Origin of the sequence: Vibrio sp. 1562 (assembly GCF_033340155.1) — a bacterium.
GTDB lineage: Bacteria > Pseudomonadota > Gammaproteobacteria > Enterobacterales > Vibrionaceae > Vibrio > Vibrio alginolyticus.
In genome coordinates this window covers 18169-34777 of sequence record NZ_JAWOVY010000009.1, presented here as the reverse complement: position 1 = coordinate 34777, position 16609 = coordinate 18169, and the positions used below count along the sequence as shown (strand labels likewise).

Annotated in this window: 16 protein-coding genes; 15 read left to right on the top strand and 1 reads right to left on the bottom strand. The window is 46.2% G+C overall.

What is annotated here, in order from left to right; genetic code table 11:
* Positions 1-28: 28 nt before the first annotated feature.
* From flaG to fliJ, 13 genes are all read left to right on the top strand, one after another.
* Positions 29-463, top strand: a complete 435-nt coding sequence (gene flaG / locus R7Z49_RS11415) for a flagellar protein FlaG (RefSeq protein WP_005384493.1) — start codon at positions 29-31, stop codon at positions 461-463.
* A gap of 21 nt (positions 464-484) precedes the next feature.
* On the top strand, positions 485-2479 hold the full coding sequence (fliD, locus tag R7Z49_RS11410; RefSeq protein ID WP_318111671.1) for a flagellar filament capping protein FliD: 1995 nt from the start codon (positions 485-487) through the stop codon (positions 2477-2479).
* A 3-nt stretch (positions 2480-2482) separates the two neighbouring features.
* On the top strand, positions 2483-2788 hold the full coding sequence (locus R7Z49_RS11405; RefSeq protein ID WP_005380456.1) for a flagellar protein FliT: 306 nt from the start codon (positions 2483-2485) through the stop codon (positions 2786-2788).
* A gap of 12 nt (positions 2789-2800) precedes the next feature.
* Positions 2801-3211, top strand: a complete 411-nt coding sequence (gene fliS / locus R7Z49_RS11400) for a flagellar export chaperone FliS (RefSeq protein WP_005380457.1) — start codon at positions 2801-2803, stop codon at positions 3209-3211.
* Between the two features lie 287 nt (positions 3212-3498).
* Positions 3499-4965: a sigma-54 dependent transcriptional regulator gene (locus R7Z49_RS11395; protein ID WP_054575511.1), complete on the top strand. Its 1467-nt coding sequence runs from the start codon at positions 3499-3501 to the stop codon at positions 4963-4965.
* A gap of 199 nt (positions 4966-5164) precedes the next feature.
* Complete coding sequence (locus R7Z49_RS11390) at positions 5165-6196, top strand: sensor histidine kinase (RefSeq protein ID WP_005380459.1); 1032 nt, start codon at positions 5165-5167, stop codon at positions 6194-6196.
* 36 nt (positions 6197-6232) lie between these two features.
* Complete coding sequence (locus R7Z49_RS11385) at positions 6233-7642, top strand: sigma-54-dependent transcriptional regulator (protein ID WP_005394318.1); 1410 nt, start codon at positions 6233-6235, stop codon at positions 7640-7642.
* 122 nt (positions 7643-7764) lie between these two features.
* Positions 7765-8076: a flagellar hook-basal body complex protein FliE gene (gene fliE, locus R7Z49_RS11380; protein ID WP_005384482.1), complete on the top strand. Its 312-nt coding sequence runs from the start codon at positions 7765-7767 to the stop codon at positions 8074-8076.
* Positions 8077-8090: 14 nt separating this feature from the next.
* Positions 8091-9833, top strand: a complete 1743-nt coding sequence (fliF, locus tag R7Z49_RS11375) for a flagellar basal-body MS-ring/collar protein FliF (RefSeq protein ID WP_053306693.1) — start codon at positions 8091-8093, stop codon at positions 9831-9833.
* Positions 9826-10881: a flagellar motor switch protein FliG gene (gene fliG / locus R7Z49_RS11370; RefSeq protein ID WP_005380470.1), complete on the top strand. Its 1056-nt coding sequence runs from the start codon at positions 9826-9828 to the stop codon at positions 10879-10881. Before fliF ends, fliG begins: the two co-directional genes overlap by 8 nt.
* A 71-nt stretch (positions 10882-10952) precedes the next feature.
* The gene (gene fliH / locus R7Z49_RS11365; protein ID WP_005394317.1) at positions 10953-11753 is read left to right on the top strand and encodes a flagellar assembly protein FliH; all 801 of its coding nucleotides are present in this window, start codon (positions 10953-10955) and stop codon (positions 11751-11753) included.
* Between the two features lie 3 nt (positions 11754-11756).
* Positions 11757-13076 carry a flagellar protein export ATPase FliI gene (fliI, locus tag R7Z49_RS11360; RefSeq protein ID WP_318111670.1) on the top strand — a complete coding sequence of 440 codons (1320 nt, stop codon included), beginning with the start codon at positions 11757-11759 and terminating at the stop codon, positions 13074-13076.
* A 6-nt stretch (positions 13077-13082) separates the two neighbouring features.
* Positions 13083-13526, top strand: a complete 444-nt coding sequence (gene fliJ / locus R7Z49_RS11355; RefSeq protein WP_005380474.1) for a flagellar export protein FliJ — start codon at positions 13083-13085, stop codon at positions 13524-13526.
* Between the two features lie 40 nt (positions 13527-13566).
* Here the strand turns inward: fliJ and R7Z49_RS11350 are convergent, their stop codons facing one another.
* Positions 13567-13881, bottom strand: a complete 315-nt coding sequence (locus R7Z49_RS11350) for an NIPSNAP family protein (protein WP_005380475.1) — start codon at positions 13879-13881, stop codon at positions 13567-13569.
* A 280-nt stretch (positions 13882-14161) separates the two neighbouring features.
* Here R7Z49_RS11350 and R7Z49_RS11345 point away from each other — a divergent pair, with 280 nt between their 5' ends.
* Together R7Z49_RS11345 and fliL are read left to right on the top strand one after the other, a co-directional pair.
* Entirely contained in the window at positions 14162-16015 is a 1854-nt protein-coding gene (locus R7Z49_RS11345; protein ID WP_258489239.1) for a flagellar hook-length control protein FliK, read from the top strand.
* Between the two features lie 85 nt (positions 16016-16100).
* Positions 16101-16604, top strand: coding sequence for a flagellar basal body-associated protein FliL (gene fliL, locus R7Z49_RS11340; protein WP_104975528.1), 504 nt, complete (start codon positions 16101-16103; stop codon positions 16602-16604).
* Positions 16605-16609: the final 5 nt, after the last annotated feature.

Here is a 16609-nt window from a genome sequence, read left to right as displayed (position 1 = left end):
TAGCCCATAAGGTGGAAGGGAGATTGTAATGGATATATCCTCCTACGCATCGAACATCCAGCCTTACGGCACGCCAAATGGCACAAAGTTTGCAAATAAAAATGGCAATGATATAGGCACGTCTAGCCCAGCAAATTCAAATGGTGAGATTTCGCCGCAAAAAGCGAAAAACACCGAATACGACTTCTCTGTTCAAGCTGCGATCGAGATGGCTGAAAGCCGTCAAGAATTGAACAAAGAAGAACGTGAAAAATTGGTCGCACAAATGAATGAATTTGTAACGTCCATAAACAAAGGAGTCGCATTTCGAGTGGATGAAGAATCCGGACGAGATGTGGTGACGATTTATGAAGCCAATACCGGTGACGTGATTCGTCAAATTCCTGATGAAGAAATGCTAGTGGTATTGCGTCGCCTAGCTGAGCACACAGCCAACAGCGGGTTGTTGACTGAAAAAGTGTAAGTCGTTTTTAGAGGTGATTTGATGAGTTTAGGCCCTTTGGGGATGTCTGGCGGCATGGATATTAATTCCATGGTCAGCAAAATTGTGGATGCCGAACGCGTACCAAAGCAGCAACGCATCGACAACGAACGCACGACAATTAATGCCAGTATCAGTGCTTACGGGCGACTCAGAGAATCATTGGATACGATGAAAAATCTCATGGCGAACTTTCGTCAGGAGAAAGCATTTGCCGTTCGCACTGTCGAAACGACCAATGACAATATCGTATCTGCCACGGCAACCACAGATGCTATCGCTGGCAAATATGCTATCGATGTGTTGCAGCTTGCTCAGAGCCATAAAGTCGCTTCTGACGTATTGCCAGAAGACGCAAAATTTGGCCCTGGTAAGCTGCAGATTTCGCTTGGTGATGAGCGTTTTAATATCGATGTTCGTTCCCGATCTAAGCTCATCGATGTCGTACGTGGCATCAATGGCGCTAAAGATAACCCTGGCGTTCGTGCATCTCTTATTAACGACGTCGAAGGTCCACGCCTTATCCTTGCTTCTAGCCTCTCTGGTAAGGATCATCAAATCAGAGTCAGTGTGGAGGCAGAAAAAGGCAACCCTCTTAAATATTTCGAATACCAAACACTTGAAGACCGCGTCAACGCGCTTGAAGAAGCTCGTTCAGCGGCGGAAGATGTCTTAGGTCCTCTTAAATTTCCGGAACAACCAGCAGAAGAGCTGGATGCAAACGGCAATCCTCTACCTCCAGAAGAGCAAAAAGCGGCAGACGATGTACAAGATGATGCATCGCAAGCGCCAATCTCTGCGGCGGGTGCAGAAGCAGCCAAAGCTGGTCAAGAAGCCATTGATGAAGCCAACCGACGCGCGAGCTTACGCCCTGAAGACAGAATTCCAGGGTGGACAGAAACTGCGTCAGGTACTTTGTTGGACTCTTATGAAGAACCAGAGCTTGAACTCGACGAAAAGGCAATAGAGAAGGCACCAGATGTACCAGGCTGGAATAATGCCGCATCGGGCACCCTAACCGATTCTTACGTTACGACGAAAGAGGCTAAGCAGCTTCTTGAGCAAGAAAAAGCGGAAATCGAGCAAAAAATTGCGAGTGAAAAGCAAGCGTTAGACGAAAAAGTGGCACGTGGTGAACTTTCCGAAGCGCAAGCTAAGCAAATTCATCGCGCTAAACTTGATCCTCAAGAACGTGAGCGTCTGGAAAAAATTGATGAAGCAGAAGCGAAAATCGCAAAGGCACAATCTGCTTTTGAACAATACCTTGGGATGACAGAAGTACAAGCAGGGCAAGATTCAGAAGTTCTGCTTGATGGCGTGGCAAAGCTATCTAGCCACAACAATGTGATTGAAGATGCGATCGAAGGTGTTGATTTAACACTAAAAGGCAAATCAGAACCGAATAAACCGCCTGCTGAAATTGGTGTCGAGTACGACCGTCAAAGTGTACGCAACGATATCGAAAACTTTGTGGCAGCGTATAACTCGTTTTATCAAACCTCCCAAGCGTTGGCGAGTGTGGATCCGGTAACTGGCCAAAAAGGGCCGTTGTCAGGTGACAGCACCGTACGCAGTGCAGATTCACGATTAAAATCGGTCTTTTCTACTCGAATCGATAAAGCACCTGAAAACCTAAAGTCCTTAACAGAATTTGGCATTACGACCACACGTCAAGGCACCCTAGAAATCAACTATGACATGCTAGACCGCCAGTTGAACAATAACTTCAACGAGTTAGAAAAGTTCTTCGGTGGCAACACAGGTTTTGCTAAACGAGTAGAAGATGCGATTCACGGTATCACAGGTATTACAGGCAGTATTCGTACTCGAGAAAAAAGTCTCACAGAACAAAACTACCGTTTGAGTGACGATCAAGCGGCATTAGATCGCCGCATGGAAAGCCTAGAGAAGCGTACTCATGCGAAGTTTACCGCGATGCAAGATGCGACCGGTAAAATGCAAGGCCAGTTAGGCGCTTTGATGAGTGCGTTGGGTTAATAAATGCAAAAAGAACTCATGGAAATTAGTGATATAGATCAACTAATTACGCAAGAATTAGAAAAAATTGATTTTAATGCTGAAGAAATTCTTCGCTTGGTCGATATCAGGGAACGGTTATTGCAAAACCTGTTACCAATTATTCATCAAAATCCTTTGGTTAAGCAGGATGCAGAGTGGCAAGCATTGCTAACTCGTACCAAAAGAATTGTCGAGCTGATGCAATCGGAAACGTCAAAGGTCGGAAAAGAGCTCCATAAGTTTCGTTATGGCCAGCGTTCACTTCAGCAGTACAAAAAATTTATTTAAAAGAGGATTACTATGCGCGGTTCTTTGCAAGCATACAAAAAGGTATCAGTCGACAGCCAGCTTAGCGCGGCTTCTCCGCACAAAGTCATTCAAATGCTTATGGCTGGTGCGATTGAGCGCCTTATTCAAGGTAAAGCAGCCATGCAAGCAGGCAATATTCCAGCAAAAGGTGAGCGCTTAGGTAAAGCGTTAGACATCATTATCGCGCTACGCAGCTGTCTATCTATGGATGACGGTGGTGATATTGCTTCAAACTTAGATTCACTGTATGAGTTTATGATCACGCAAATTTCTGCTGCTAACCATCAAAATGAGCCTCAGCTGATCGACGACGTTATCGACATTATCCGTGAGATCAAGTCCGCTTGGGACCAAATCCCAACAGAGTTTCATAATCTTACCGCTGCTGAAGTTGGTATTTAATAGTCAAAACAATGCGTTAAGATACTAGACGAATATATTTGTCAATTGCGCAACGAGTTGTGTAGCAAAGTTTCTATCAAGCTCACACCTCTCCATTGCTTGGTTGCCTTATTTTTATATTCAAATAAAATAGAAGCCATTAGTAGCCCTAATGGCTTTTTTGTTGCTGATTTTCCTATTTTGTCTATCGTAAATTGAGTGTGGTGGTTCTGCCTTCTTTAGCACCCAATTGCGCAAATCAAGGTTTGGCCGCAACGCACCTAAAATAAAGGCAATCATTCTTACTTATGCATGGTTTGGCAAAGCTGCTTGTAATTGATGATGACGCATCAAGTCGTTTAAATTTAAGCAATATATTGGAATTTGTTGGAGAAAATTGCGAAGCGGTCAGTTCTGATCAGCTCAGCGATGTTGATTGGTCTAGCGTATGGTCGTGCTGTATTGTTGGTAATATTCCAGCAGGTCAAGCGGCGAGTACGGTTATCTCTCATTTAAACAGCGCTTACCACATCCCTCTTCTAGTCATGGGCCGTTTTCCTTTGCCTGTTGATGATCTTCCAAATTTTGTTGGTGAACTAGAGCTGCCGCTTAATTACCCACAGCTTAGTGAAGCGTTACGCCACTGCAAAGATTTTCTGGGGCGAAAAGGAGTGAATGTTGTTGCTAGTGCACGCAAAAACACGCTTTTTCGCAGCTTAGTTGGTCAAAGTAGAGGTATTCAAGAAGTTCGACACCTGATTGAGCAAGTATCAAACACAGAAGCAAACGTGTTGATCTTAGGTGAGTCCGGTACGGGTAAAGAAGTTGTTGCGCGTAACATCCACTATCATTCTTCATACCGCGATGGCGCATTTGTACCTATTAACTGTGGTGCAATACCGCCTGAGCTCCTAGAAAGCGAATTATTTGGTCACGAAAAAGGCGCGTTTACTGGTGCGTTAACTGCCCGTAAAGGTCGATTTGAGCTCGCAGACGGTGGCACGATCTTTCTTGATGAGATTGGCGATATGCCAATGTCGATGCAAGTAAAGTTGCTTCGTGTATTGCAAGAACGCTGCTTTGAACGTGTAGGTGGCAATAGTACCATCAAGGTAAATGTTCGAGTGGTGGCGGCGACACACCGTAATCTAGAAAATATGATTGAAGAAGGCACGTTCCGAGAAGACTTGTTCTATCGCCTGAACGTGTTTCCAATTGAGATGCCAGCGCTGAAAGAGCGCAAACAAGATATACCATTGCTGCTGCAAGAACTGATGACACGTTTAGAGGCGGAAGGCGGACAACCTATCTGCTTTACACCTCGTGCAATCAACTCACTTATGGAGCATCACTGGCCGGGCAACGTACGCGAGTTGGCTAATCTTGTTGAGCGAATGATTATTCTGTATCCAAATAGCTTGGTGGATGTAAACCATCTACCAACCAAATATCGCTACAGTGACATCCCAGAGTTCCAACCAGAGAGCAATCCATTTGTTTCGGTGGAAGAGCAAGAGCGTGACGTATTCCAAGATATCTTCTCTGAAGATTTTAGCTTTGAAGATCAAGACGACCTTGATCACAGCATGAACGCCCCGCAAGCGCTGCCACCGGAAGGGGTTAATTTGAAAGAGCTGCTGGCTGATTTAGAAGTTAATATGATCAGCCAAGCATTAGAAGCGCAGGGCGGCGTTGTAGCAAGAGCGGCCGACATGCTGGGTATGCGACGTACTACGCTGGTGGAAAAAATGCGTAAGTACAACTTACAGCGCTAGGTAAAGTGAAGTTTTAAGACGATATCTGAATAATCACTTGGGCTGGTTAACATCGCTTTTCTGGCATCCAAAACCGTTATCTCTGAGTGTCAACTTATTGTCGATGGCTTAACGTCCTGATAAATATAAAAAATAGCTTGGTACGCTAATTGCTTACCAAGCTATTTTAGTTTTAGCGGCGATATTTCGACAGGCAGTAATGGATAACAACACCAATCAATCCCATTTAGATTCCGTAGAGAATCAGGTTGAGCGCTACAAACAGGTGCTCGATGTGATGCCTGCTGGAGTGATTTTGCTCGATACGTACGGAGTAGTGCGTGAAGCAAATCCAGAAGCGCACCGAATTCTTGAGATTCCACTGGTTAACGAAAAATGGTTCAACGTTATCCAGGCGGTGTTTGACCCACGTGAAGATGATGGCCATGAAGTTTCCCTGCGGAATGGCCGTAAAGTTCGACTCGCCATCTCGGCGTCCACAACAGGTCAATTGATCCTGATTACCGATTTAACCGAAACCCGTTTACTTCAAGCTCGTGTCAGTGATTTACAGCGCTTATCGTCGTTAGGACGTATGGTTGCGTCGCTTGCTCACCAAGTAAGAACGCCGCTGTCGAGCGCTATGTTATATGCATCCAATTTGGGAGCGCCAAATCTTCCTCCAGCGACAAAAGATCGCTTCCAAACCAAATTAATGGATCGACTGCACGATTTGGAAAAGCAGGTTAATGATATGCTGCTTTTTGCTAAAGGTGGTGATAATAAAGTCATTAAGCCATTCACGATTGCCCAGTTGGTAGCGGAATATCAGCCGATGGTCGAAACCGCGCTAAAAAACAACAGTATTGATTACTGCCTAGAAGTGGAAGAAGAACAAACTGAGCTACTAGGTAATGCGAACGCCATTGCATCCGCATTAAGTAATCTGGTCATGAATGCGATTCAAATGTCTGGTAAAGAATCGCAAGTCGATATTTTTTTCCGCCCGGTAAATGGTGAGTTACGCATTTCTGTGCAAGACAGCGGACCGGGAGTGCCCGAAGAACTGCAAGCCAAAATCATGGAGCCATTTTTTACCACACGTTCTCAAGGAACTGGATTAGGGTTGGCAGTTGTTCAAATGGTTTGCCGTGCCCATGACGGTCGATTGGAACTTATTTCAGAGCAGGGTGATGGAGCCTGCTTCACCATGTGCATTCCGCTAGAGCGAGTGCAAACAGAAGCGCAATAAGCGGCTTTTGGTAATAACAATTTCTGGAGAATCATAATGGCGCAAAGCAAAGTGCTGATCGTAGAAGACGATGAAGGTCTTCGTGAAGCCCTAGTCGATACTCTGGCTCTGGCAGGGTATGAGTGGTTGGAAGCGGACTGTGCTGAAGATGCACTGTTGAAGCTGAAATCGAATACGGTTGATATCGTCGTTTCTGATGTGCAAATGGCGGGTATGGGTGGCTTAGCTCTACTCAAAAGCATCAAGCAGAATTGGCCTAACTTACCAGTATTGCTAATGACGGCGTACGCCAACATTGAAGATGCCGTGTCTGCAATGAAAGATGGCGCGATTGACTACATGGCGAAACCATTTGCACCAGAAGTGTTGCTAAATATGGTCAGTCGTTATGCACCGATAAAAAGTGATGACAACGGTGATGCTATCGTTGCTGATGAGAAAAGTCTGCGCTTACTCGCGTTGGCCGATAAAGTGGCACGTACAGATGCGAATGTTATGGTGCTAGGTCCGAGTGGCTCAGGTAAAGAAGTGATGTCGCGTTATATTCACAACGCGTCAAATCGTAAAAATGGTCCTTTTGTCGCAATTAACTGTGCCGCGATTCCTGACAATATGCTCGAAGCAACACTGTTTGGCTATGAAAAGGGCGCATTTACTGGTGCTGTTCAGGCATGCCCAGGAAAGTTTGAACAAGCGCAAGGTGGCACAATCTTGCTTGATGAAATCAGCGAAATGGACCTGAACCTGCAAGCGAAGTTGTTGCGTGTTTTGCAAGAGCGAGAAGTAGAGCGCCTAGGCAGTCGCAAAAGCATCAAGTTAGATGTTCGTGTGTTAGCGACGAGTAACCGTGATCTTAAGCAATACGTGTCAGAAGGAAACTTCAGAGAGGACTTATATTACCGCCTGAATGTATTCCCAATTGCGTGGCCTGCGCTTAAAGAACGTAAAGGCGATATTGCACCGCTTGCCAAGCATCTTGCTGAGCGTCATTGCAGCAAAATGGGCATGCCAGTGCCTCAATTCTCGACCGTTGCGTTAGAAAAACTATTGCAATACCCTTGGCCGGGTAATGTTCGTGAATTGGATAACGTGGTTCAACGAGCGCTGATATTAAGTGAAAATGGCGACATCGATGCAGAGCACATTTTGCTCGAGGGCGTAGATTGGCAAGATGCCAATAGCTTGCAACACGTGGTGCAAAATGCAGATATGGTCGTGCCCAATGTTAAGCCAGTTGCTCAAGCTGAGAGTGTCAGCCGCCCAGTAACTGGTGGAGAAGGCTTAGGCAGCGAGCTGCGCGATCAAGAATACGCCATTATTTTGGAGACTTTGGTTGAGTGTAATGGTCGACGCAAAGAAATGGCGGAGAAACTGGGTATAAGCCCTCGAACCTTGCGCTATAAGCTTGCCAAAATGCGTGATGCTGGTATAGATATCCCGAATTAACACAGACAACGGCCATAAGACAAAAAGTGTAAGTAAATTGATTGCTAATGTCTTATGGCACGTTAATTGCTGTGTCAATAATCAGTTTTGTTAATAGTCAATCTTTTGGCTTAGAGGTGCTAATGAAAATTGATGGTATTCAGGCAGAAATGCGCGCCATGATGGTAGAAGCAACCAATACGGCTCCTACTGCAAGTGGGGCGAAAGTTGGAGCGGATTTTAACGATCTCCTAACTAAAGCCATCAATAACGTGAACACACTTCAAAAAGCATCTGGTGATTTACAAACCCGTTTTGATCGTGGTGATGCCGATGTATCCCTTTCTGACGTTATGATCGCTCGTAACAAGTCTAGTGTCGCTTTTGATGCGACGGTTCAAATTCGCAATAAACTCGTTGAGGCATATAAAGACCTCATGAACATGCCAGTGTAATTTAGGTAATAAGTGTGGCAGACAAGTCTACAGATTTAACCGTCACTGAAGGCGGCTCAGATGGTGCACTGGTAGCAAGTTCCGATGTGGATGTGGAGAGTCAAAATCCAGATCTAGAGGAGCGCAGTGCGTCAAAATTCGATATGGCAGTGGGCGACCTCGATTTACTTCGTCAGGTTGTGCTTGTGCTGTCGATATCCATCTGTGTTGCATTGATCGTGATGCTGTTCTTTTGGGTCAAAGAACCGGAGATGCGCCCACTTGGTGCGTATGAGACCGAAGAATTGATCCCCGTTCTGGATTATCTGGACCAGCAGAAAATCAATTATAAGCTTGATGGCAATACTGTTTCTGTTGAATCGAGTGAGTACAACTCGATCAAACTTGGCATGGTTCGTTCCGGCGTTAACCAAGCTACAGAAGCAGGCGATGATATTTTGCTGCAAGACATGGGTTTTGGTGTTTCACAACGTCTCGAGCAAGAGCGTCTCAAACTCAGTCGAGAGCGCCAATTGGCTCAAGCAATTGAAGAAATGAAGCAAGTTCGCAAAGCACGAGTGTTATTGGCACTGCCAAAGCACAGCGTATTTGTGCGTCATAACCAGGAAGCGTCTGCGTCGGTATTTTTGACATTGTCGACAGGCACGAACCTTAAGCAGCAAGAAGTGGATTCTATTGTCGACATGGTAGCGAGTGCCGTGCCGGGAATGAAAACTTCTCGAATTACCGTCACAGATCAGCATGGCCGCTTACTCAGCTCAGGCTCCCAAGATCCTGCTTCTGCGGCGCGACGCAAAGAACAAGAATTAGAACGCAACCAAGAACAAGCGCTGCGCGAAAAAATTGATTCCGTACTATTACCGATTTTAGGTTATGGCAACTATACGGCGCAGGTTGACATCCAAATGGATTTCAGTGCGGTTGAACAAACTCGCAAACGCTTTGATCCGAACACCCCTGCGACCCGCAGTGAGTACGCACTCGAAGATTACAATAACGGTAACATGGTAGCGGGTATTCCGGGTGCGTTGAGTAATCAGCCTCCAGCGGATGCCTCAATTCCGCAAGATGTGGCTCAAATGAAAGATGGTTCTGTCATGGGGCAGGGGTCAGTTCGTAAAGAGTCCACGCGTAACTTTGAGCTAGATACCACCATCAGCCACGAGCGAAAGCAGACCGGGACGGTGGCTCGTCAGACCGTTTCTGTTGCGATTAAAGACCGTCGTCAAGTTAACCCTGATACGGGTGAAGTGACTTATACCCCAATGTCCGAATCTGAAATCAATGCCATTCGCCAAGTATTAATTGGTACTGTTGGCTTTGATCAAGGCCGTGGCGATTTGCTGAATGTATTGAGTGTAAAGTTTGCTGAGCCAGAGGCTGAGCAGCTAGAAGAACCACCAATTTGGGAGCACCCTAACTTCAGTGATTGGGTTCGTTGGTTCGCAAGTGCATTAGTGATTATTGTGGTTGTGTTGGTTCTGGTTCGCCCAGCAATGAAGAAATTGCTTAACCCTACCAGCGATGATGAAGACGAAATGTACGGACCAGACGGCTTGCCGATTGGTGCGGATGGTGAAACTAGCTTGATTGGCAGTGACATCGAAAGCAGCGAACTGTTCGAGTTTGGCTCAAGTATTGATTTGCCAAACCTTCATAAAGATGAAGATGTATTGAAAGCGGTTCGCGCTCTGGTTGCGAATGAACCTGAACTGGCTGCTCAAGTAGTGAAAAACTGGATGAATGACAATGGCTAACGATATCGTACCTCAAGATGACAACGCCGCGGGAATGCCAGTAGAGCTGGATGTTTCAACCATTACTGGCGAAGAAAAAGCGGCAATTTTGCTACTGAGCCTTAATGAACAAGATGCAGCTGGCATTATCCGTCACCTAGAACCAAAACAGGTTCAGCGTGTTGGTAGTGCGATGGCTCGCGCGAAGGATCTCAGCCAAGACAAGGTATCTGCTGTTCATCGTGCGTTTTTGGAGGATATCCAGAAATACACCAACATTGGTATGGGCAGCGAAGACTTTATGCGTAATGCACTGGTTGCCGCTCTTGGTGAAGACAAAGCCAACAACTTAGTTGACCAGATCCTACTTGGTACGGGCTCAAAAGGTTTGGATTCTTTGAAATGGATGGACCCACGCCAAGTGGCGAGCATTATTGTCAATGAACACCCACAGATTCAAACTATCGTACTGTCTTATTTAGAAGCAGACCAATCTGCAGAGATTTTGTCTCAGTTCCCTGAGCGCGTGCGTTTGGATCTGATGATGCGTATTGCCAACCTTGAAGAAGTTCAGCCATCAGCATTGGCAGAGCTGAACGAAATCATGGAGAAACAGTTCGCGGGTCAAGCGGGTGCACAAGCAGCCAAAATTGGCGGCCTGAAAGCAGCAGCGGAGATCATGAACTACCTAGACAACAACGTCGAAGGTTTGTTGATGGAACAAATTCGCGATCAGGACGAAGACATGGCGACGCAAATCCAAGACCTAATGTTTGTCTTCGAAAACTTAGTCGAAGTGGACGACCAAGGTATTCAGAAGTTGCTGCGTGACGTACCACAAGACGTGTTGCAAAAAGCACTCAAAGGTGCAGATGACTCGTTACGTGAGAAAGTCTTCAAGAACATGTCTAAACGTGCTGCTGATATGATGCGTGATGATATAGAAGCGATGCCGCCAGTACGAGTGGCAGATGTAGAAGCCGCTCAGAAAGAAATCTTAGCAATTGCCCGTCGAATGGCGGATGCTGGTGAGCTCATGTTGTCTGGCGGTGCTGACGAATTCTTATAATTTCTATTGCTTCGCAATTATCCTATTGCGGAGCACCCTCACTTCTTAATCGAACACACAATAGGTAACCCATGGCTGGCGATAGAAAACGTGGATTTATCCGTCCTGATGAAGATGATTCGATGATCGAACCTCAACGTTGGGGGCTGCCTGATTATGGCGAGCCTAAAGCCAAACAAGCAAAACAAACCGCGTTCAACTATGACCCGGGATGGGTGCCGAATTTTGATGAGCCTGAAGAAGAGCAGCCACTTGCGCTAACCGAAGAGCAAATTGAACTGATTAAGCAAGGCGCTTATCAAGAAGGCTTACATCAAGGTCAGGAAGCTGGCTTTAAGCAAGGTTACGACAAAGGTAAAGAAGAAGGGTTGCAAGCCGGCCATGCTGAAGGTCTCGAGCTCGGAAAAGCTGAAGGGGTAACTGCAGGGCAAGAATACATTCAGCAGCAAGTTGAAACCTTTATGAACTTGGCCAATCAGTTTGCTCAACCTTTGGAGTTGATGAATGCTCAGGTTGAAAAGCAGCTGGTGGATATGGTGCTCTGTTTAGTTAAAGAAGTGGTGCACGTTGAAGTACAAACCAACCCTCAAATTATTTTAGATACGGTGAAGCAGTCGGTCGAAGCGCTACCAATATCAGGCCACCCTATTACCTTGCACCTGAATCCAGAAGATGTCGCGATTATTCGTTCAGCTTATGGTGAAGAAGACCTTAATTGTCGCAACTGGACGTTAGTTGCTGAGCCATCGCTCAATCGAGGTGACGTCCAGATTGAAGCCGGTGAATCAAGCATTAATTATCGCATGGAAGAACGCGTCAAAAGCGTATTGCACAGCTTTTGTGGCGCAAACCGTCATCAAGAGGGTGAGTAATCCATGCAAGCACTCGCTGACCGCTTAAAAAGCTACAAAGTTGAAGGCCTTACGACGCGCCCTGTCGCCTCTGGCAAACTGGTGCGTGTGGTTGGGTTAACGTTGGAAGCAACCGGCTGTCGCGCACCAATTGGCAGTTTATGCTTAGTGGAAACCATGTCAGGTCAGATGGAAGCCGAGGTTGTCGGCTTTTCAAGTGACAACCTATTTTTAATGCCAAGCGAACAAATTACGGGCATTTTACCTGGCGCGAGAGTCACCCCTTTAACCAGTGACGCTGGTTTGCCTGTCGGCATGGAGTTACTTGGGCGCGTGATAGACGGGGTTGGGAATCCACTTGATGGACTTGGCCCTTTGTATACCGATCACCGTGCCTCTTTTAATGCCGAGCCGATCAACCCGTTGGCTCGAAAACCAATTTCTGAACCGCTCGATGTTGGCCTAAAAGCCATCAATGGTTTGTTGACGGTTGGTAAAGGTCAGCGTATCGGTCTGTTTGCAGGTTCTGGTGTGGGTAAATCGGTCACGCTTGGCATGATGACGCGAGGCACCACCGCACAGGTTGTGGTCGTCGGCCTGATAGGTGAGCGTGGACGTGAAGTTAAAGAGTTCATCGAAGAGATCTTGGGTGAGGACGGTCGTCGCCGCTCAGTGGTGGTCGCGGCGCCTGCCGATGCTTCACCTCTAATGCGCTTAAAGGGGTGCCAAACGGCATTAACGATTGCTGAATACTTCAGGGACCAAGGGTTAGATGTTCTGCTATTGATGGATTCGTTGACTCGTTTTGCACAAGCACAGCGTGAAATCGCACTTTCTGTTGGTGAGCCGCCAGCGACGAAAGGTTACCCGCCTTCTGTATTTGCCAAGCTGCCAGCGCTGGTTGAGCGAGCGGGTAATGGGTGTGCCGAGCAAGGCTCGATTACGGCGTTCTTTACCGTGTTGACCGAAGGGGATGATTTGCAAGATCCGATAGCGGACGCATCGCGAGCCATTCTTGATGGCCATATTGTACTTTCTCGTGAAATGGCGGATGCAGGCCATTATCCGGCGATTGATGTCGAGAAGTCGGTGAGCCGTGTTATGCCGCAAATCACGACCGAAGAGCACGTTCTGATGTCAAAAGCGGTGCGACAGGTCTTGTCTATTTGTCGCAAGAATCAAGATTTGGTCTCGATTGGAGCGTACAAACCGGGTACCGATCCTGCTATTGATGGCGCATTTACTTTGAAACCGAAGTTAGACGAATACTTGCAGCAGAGCATGAAAGAATCGGTGCCATACGATATGTGCGTCAATATGCTTAGAAACATTTTGGGTGGGTGATAGCGCATGAATAATGCGATGGAGTTTCTACTTGAGCAAACTAAGGATCGTGAAGACCAAGCTGTGCTTGCACTGAACAAAGCGCGTTCTGAACTCGAAGATTATTACCGTCAGGTTGAACAAATTGAAAAGTATCGGCTTGATTATTGCCAGCAACTCGTCGACCGTGGTCAGGCGGGCCTAACGGCAAGTCAATATGGACACTTAAATCGATTCCTTACCCAGCTAGATGAAACTTTATCTAAGCAAAAGCAAGCAGAAAGTCATTTCAAAGAGCAGGTTGAAAACTGTAAAGAATATTGGTTAACCGTGCGTAAAGAACGCAAATCCTATGAGTGGATGATAGACAAACGCGAAAAAGAGAAACAACTTGCTGAAGCTAAGCGCGAACAAAAGCAAATGGACGAGTTTTCCACCTTACTTTACAGTCGAAAACCACATCGTTTCTAAACGTTATCGGTTCGATATTGCATTACGGTGTTGCAGCTGACTACATCTCTACCGATTCAAGTAAGGTAACTTTGATTGAGTCTTGTTCAATTAACTCAAACACCTTCGGTCGAATCTCGCGAACCCACCACTCGTTGTATGTTTTTTCGTAGAGAGCCTGGCGTGCTTGTTCATTGTCGAACTCTCTAAGCCAAACAAAATAGTCATGTCCATCATCACCAGTGTGGACGTAAGTATTCAGTACACGCATGCCTTGTGAACGTTGATAGGGCAACAGTTCTTCCTTCATCCAACTTAGCCACTGTTCTGTTTTGCCTGCTCTGATTCTATATTGGCGTAATTCTGTGATCTTCAAAGTGATTCCTTAATTGTTAAGTCAAATGTCTGTTTACGCTTATCGTTTTTCAAAGTCAATCAAGTAGCTGTACATCATGTTAGGAACCAGGTTATCGGATAGTATTGTTGATGTTTGTTCCATAAACATGCCATCTATTAGCTTGCCGAGAATTGGCTCAATATTGTGGTGTGATTTTTGCATTTTAGCTGTCAGTGTCGGGTCTTTTTGACCTTAGTTTGCCGCCAGTATTGCTGCCTGCCAGCGATATACTCAGAGCCACGAGAACGAGAGTTTCTAAATGAGTGTGAATTTGTCCCATGTATCTGCGACTACCAAGACGCCAGTTTCTGATGTGTCCGCTAAAGCGTCCGCAGAGAGCACTGAGAGCAAGGGATTTTTAGAAACGTTAACCGATGCGTTTGCTGGTAAACAAAAGCCCGAAAAAGTAGCAACAGAATCGACAGTGGTTGAAGAAAAAGAAAGAGCGGATGTAGGCAGTACTTCTTCTGCTAACGTCTCGGACGAATTGTTGGCGCAAGAAAGCCAAGAATCCGTCAGTGACGAGCCCCATGGTTTTGATGAAATATCAGCAAACAAACCGAATGCAACCTTAAGTGAAGAAGCAAGTTTACAAAAGGCGAGTAACAGCACACCTTTGGAGAATGATGTTGAAGCTATTGAAAAAGTGAAATCAACATCAATCGATACGAGCAACCCATCAAATACAGTGGACGTAAAAAGCACGATGGGCGAAGGACAACAGCTTCTTGGTCGAATTGAACAAGCGAATCAAACCCTGAATGCGAGTAATGCATCCATCGATAGTGGCAAAGTTTTGCCTCAGAGCGCGAATTTAGTGCATTCGTTCCACGAGCAAGCAACCGTTTCGACACACCTTGATGAGCTGGCTTTGAATGAAACGCCATCAGTTCATTCGCTTGAACAAGCACAGATGATCCCAGGACAAGACTTAGAGCCAATTTTAGATAAGAATGGTCAACCTATCGATGTCGACAAACTTTCGCCTGAGTTTGCTGCTTGGCAAGAGCTAGCGAAACAAGCCAGCCATCCGACGGCTAAGAGCGCAGTCAGTGGTGAAGTAGCTAATGATCTGTCGCCGTTGTTAACAGACGTTGATGGTTCCAACATCGACGCGCTTCCACGAGTCTCCTTGGATGAACTTGAAGTTATAGATACTAAGTTGGCGCAAGGAAAACCACTGACTCGGCAAGAAGCTCAGATCATTGAAGGGTTGAAACAAGGAAGGATCACGGCGGATATTCCTGATCAAGACCTTGCCCAATTTGTTGCGCTCCCTAATGACATTAAACAGATTCTCGCAGAGCAACAAGTACAACATAATTTAACTCGCCAGGCTGGACCTATGGCAGTGTCTCAGCAAATCCAGCATACAGCGGCTCAAGTACCCCAGCCACAAACTGCTCATAGTGGAGAAAAAGTCGCATTATCTCCAACGCCTGATACGTTGATAGCCGCGCAAGTGCCGACGTCGCTTCAAGGTGTGAAAGACGGAGAGATTAGCCAGAAAGTGATGAACGCAGCATTGGAGACTGGTGCGCTAAAGTCGACTGCGGATAAACAAGATAAGCCGGACCTCCAACATGGCTTCGCTGGACAGCTTCAGGCTATGGCAGGTCAGCAAGGAATTAATGTACAGCAACAAGCGCGTATTGATGCTGCACAACAAGCTCAGCTTCCGTTGCAACTAACTAAAGAGCTAGCCAACGAGCAAGTTGCGGAAAAAGTGCAAATGATGATGTCGAAGAATCTGAAAAATCTCGATATTCGTCTTGATCCACCAGAGTTAGGTCGTATGCAAATTCGTATGACCATGAATAACGACGTTGCCAATGTACATTTTACAGTGAACAACCCGCAAGCTCGTGACATTATTGAACAGACGCTCCCTCGTTTGAGAGAAATGCTAGCGCAACAAGGTATGCAGCTGGCTGATTCTTCCGTCCAGCAACAAAACAGCGGGCAACAGCAAGGTAGGTATACTGCTGAACAACATGGTCAAAGCGCGCAAAGTGGCGGTTTTTCTGGACAGTCCGAAGAGGGTTTTGAATCTGATGTCAATCTGGATTTGAATGTCGCTTCAAAGCGTGATGGAATTAGTTTTTACGCATAAAAGGCCGTTTAACGGCAATGGCATACGGTTACCAAGCAACTCACTAAAACGTCTTGGTAACTCAAAAGAACAATAAGAGACAAGAATGGCAGAAGAACAGTTACAAGGGGCCGATGCGCCGAAAGGAAAAAGCAAGTTACTTATCATCATCATCGCTGTTGTAGTATTACTACTTGGTGGCGGGGCAGCGGCATTTTTTCTAATGGGCTCTGATGAACCTGCTCAGGCTGAATCGTCTCAACAGGCTCAAGTGAAGGCATCGAATGCTGCGCCCATCGCGTATGTGAATCTTCCTCAGGCATTTGTATTTAACGTTACTGGGGATAGCCGCGATAGGTTGGTTCAAATTAAAGCGCAGTTAATGGTTCGCGGTGCAGAAAATGAAGAGTTGGCGCGGTATCATTCGCCACTGATTGAAAGCTCTATGCTATCAACGTTTGCTTCCGCGACGGTTGATCAATTGCGCTCTCCTACAGGACGAGTGGAATTGCGCGATCGTGCTTCCGAAGATATCAAAGCAGCGCTGAATGCTGCGGTCGGTAAGCCAGTGATTGAAAAAGTACTGTTTACAGATTTTGTTATTCAATAGGTAAA

Excerpts from the sequence above, each read along its gene's own strand:
- flaG (WP_005384493.1), top strand. The coding sequence starts at position 29 with ATGGATATATCCTCCTACGCATCGAACATCCAGCCTTACGGCACGCCA.
- fliD (WP_318111671.1), top strand. The coding sequence starts at position 485 with ATGAGTTTAGGCCCTTTGGGGATGTCTGGCGGCATGGATATTAATTCC.
- R7Z49_RS11405 (WP_005380456.1), top strand. The coding sequence starts at position 2,483 with ATGCAAAAAGAACTCATGGAAATTAGTGATATAGATCAACTAATTACG.
- fliS (WP_005380457.1), top strand. The coding sequence starts at position 2,801 with ATGCGCGGTTCTTTGCAAGCATACAAAAAGGTATCAGTCGACAGCCAG.
- R7Z49_RS11395 (WP_054575511.1), top strand. The coding sequence starts at position 3,499 with ATGCATGGTTTGGCAAAGCTGCTTGTAATTGATGATGACGCATCAAGT.
- R7Z49_RS11390 (WP_005380459.1), top strand. The coding sequence starts at position 5,165 with ATGGATAACAACACCAATCAATCCCATTTAGATTCCGTAGAGAATCAG.
- R7Z49_RS11385 (WP_005394318.1), top strand. The coding sequence starts at position 6,233 with ATGGCGCAAAGCAAAGTGCTGATCGTAGAAGACGATGAAGGTCTTCGT.
- fliE (WP_005384482.1), top strand. The coding sequence starts at position 7,765 with ATGAAAATTGATGGTATTCAGGCAGAAATGCGCGCCATGATGGTAGAA.
- fliG (WP_005380470.1), top strand. The coding sequence starts at position 9,826 with ATGGCTAACGATATCGTACCTCAAGATGACAACGCCGCGGGAATGCCA.
- fliH (WP_005394317.1), top strand. The coding sequence starts at position 10,953 with ATGGCTGGCGATAGAAAACGTGGATTTATCCGTCCTGATGAAGATGAT.
- fliI (WP_318111670.1), top strand. The coding sequence starts at position 11,757 with ATGCAAGCACTCGCTGACCGCTTAAAAAGCTACAAAGTTGAAGGCCTT.
- fliJ (WP_005380474.1), top strand. The coding sequence starts at position 13,083 with ATGAATAATGCGATGGAGTTTCTACTTGAGCAAACTAAGGATCGTGAA.
- R7Z49_RS11345 (WP_258489239.1), top strand. The coding sequence starts at position 14,162 with ATGAGTGTGAATTTGTCCCATGTATCTGCGACTACCAAGACGCCAGTT.
- fliL (WP_104975528.1), top strand. The coding sequence starts at position 16,101 with ATGGCAGAAGAACAGTTACAAGGGGCCGATGCGCCGAAAGGAAAAAGC.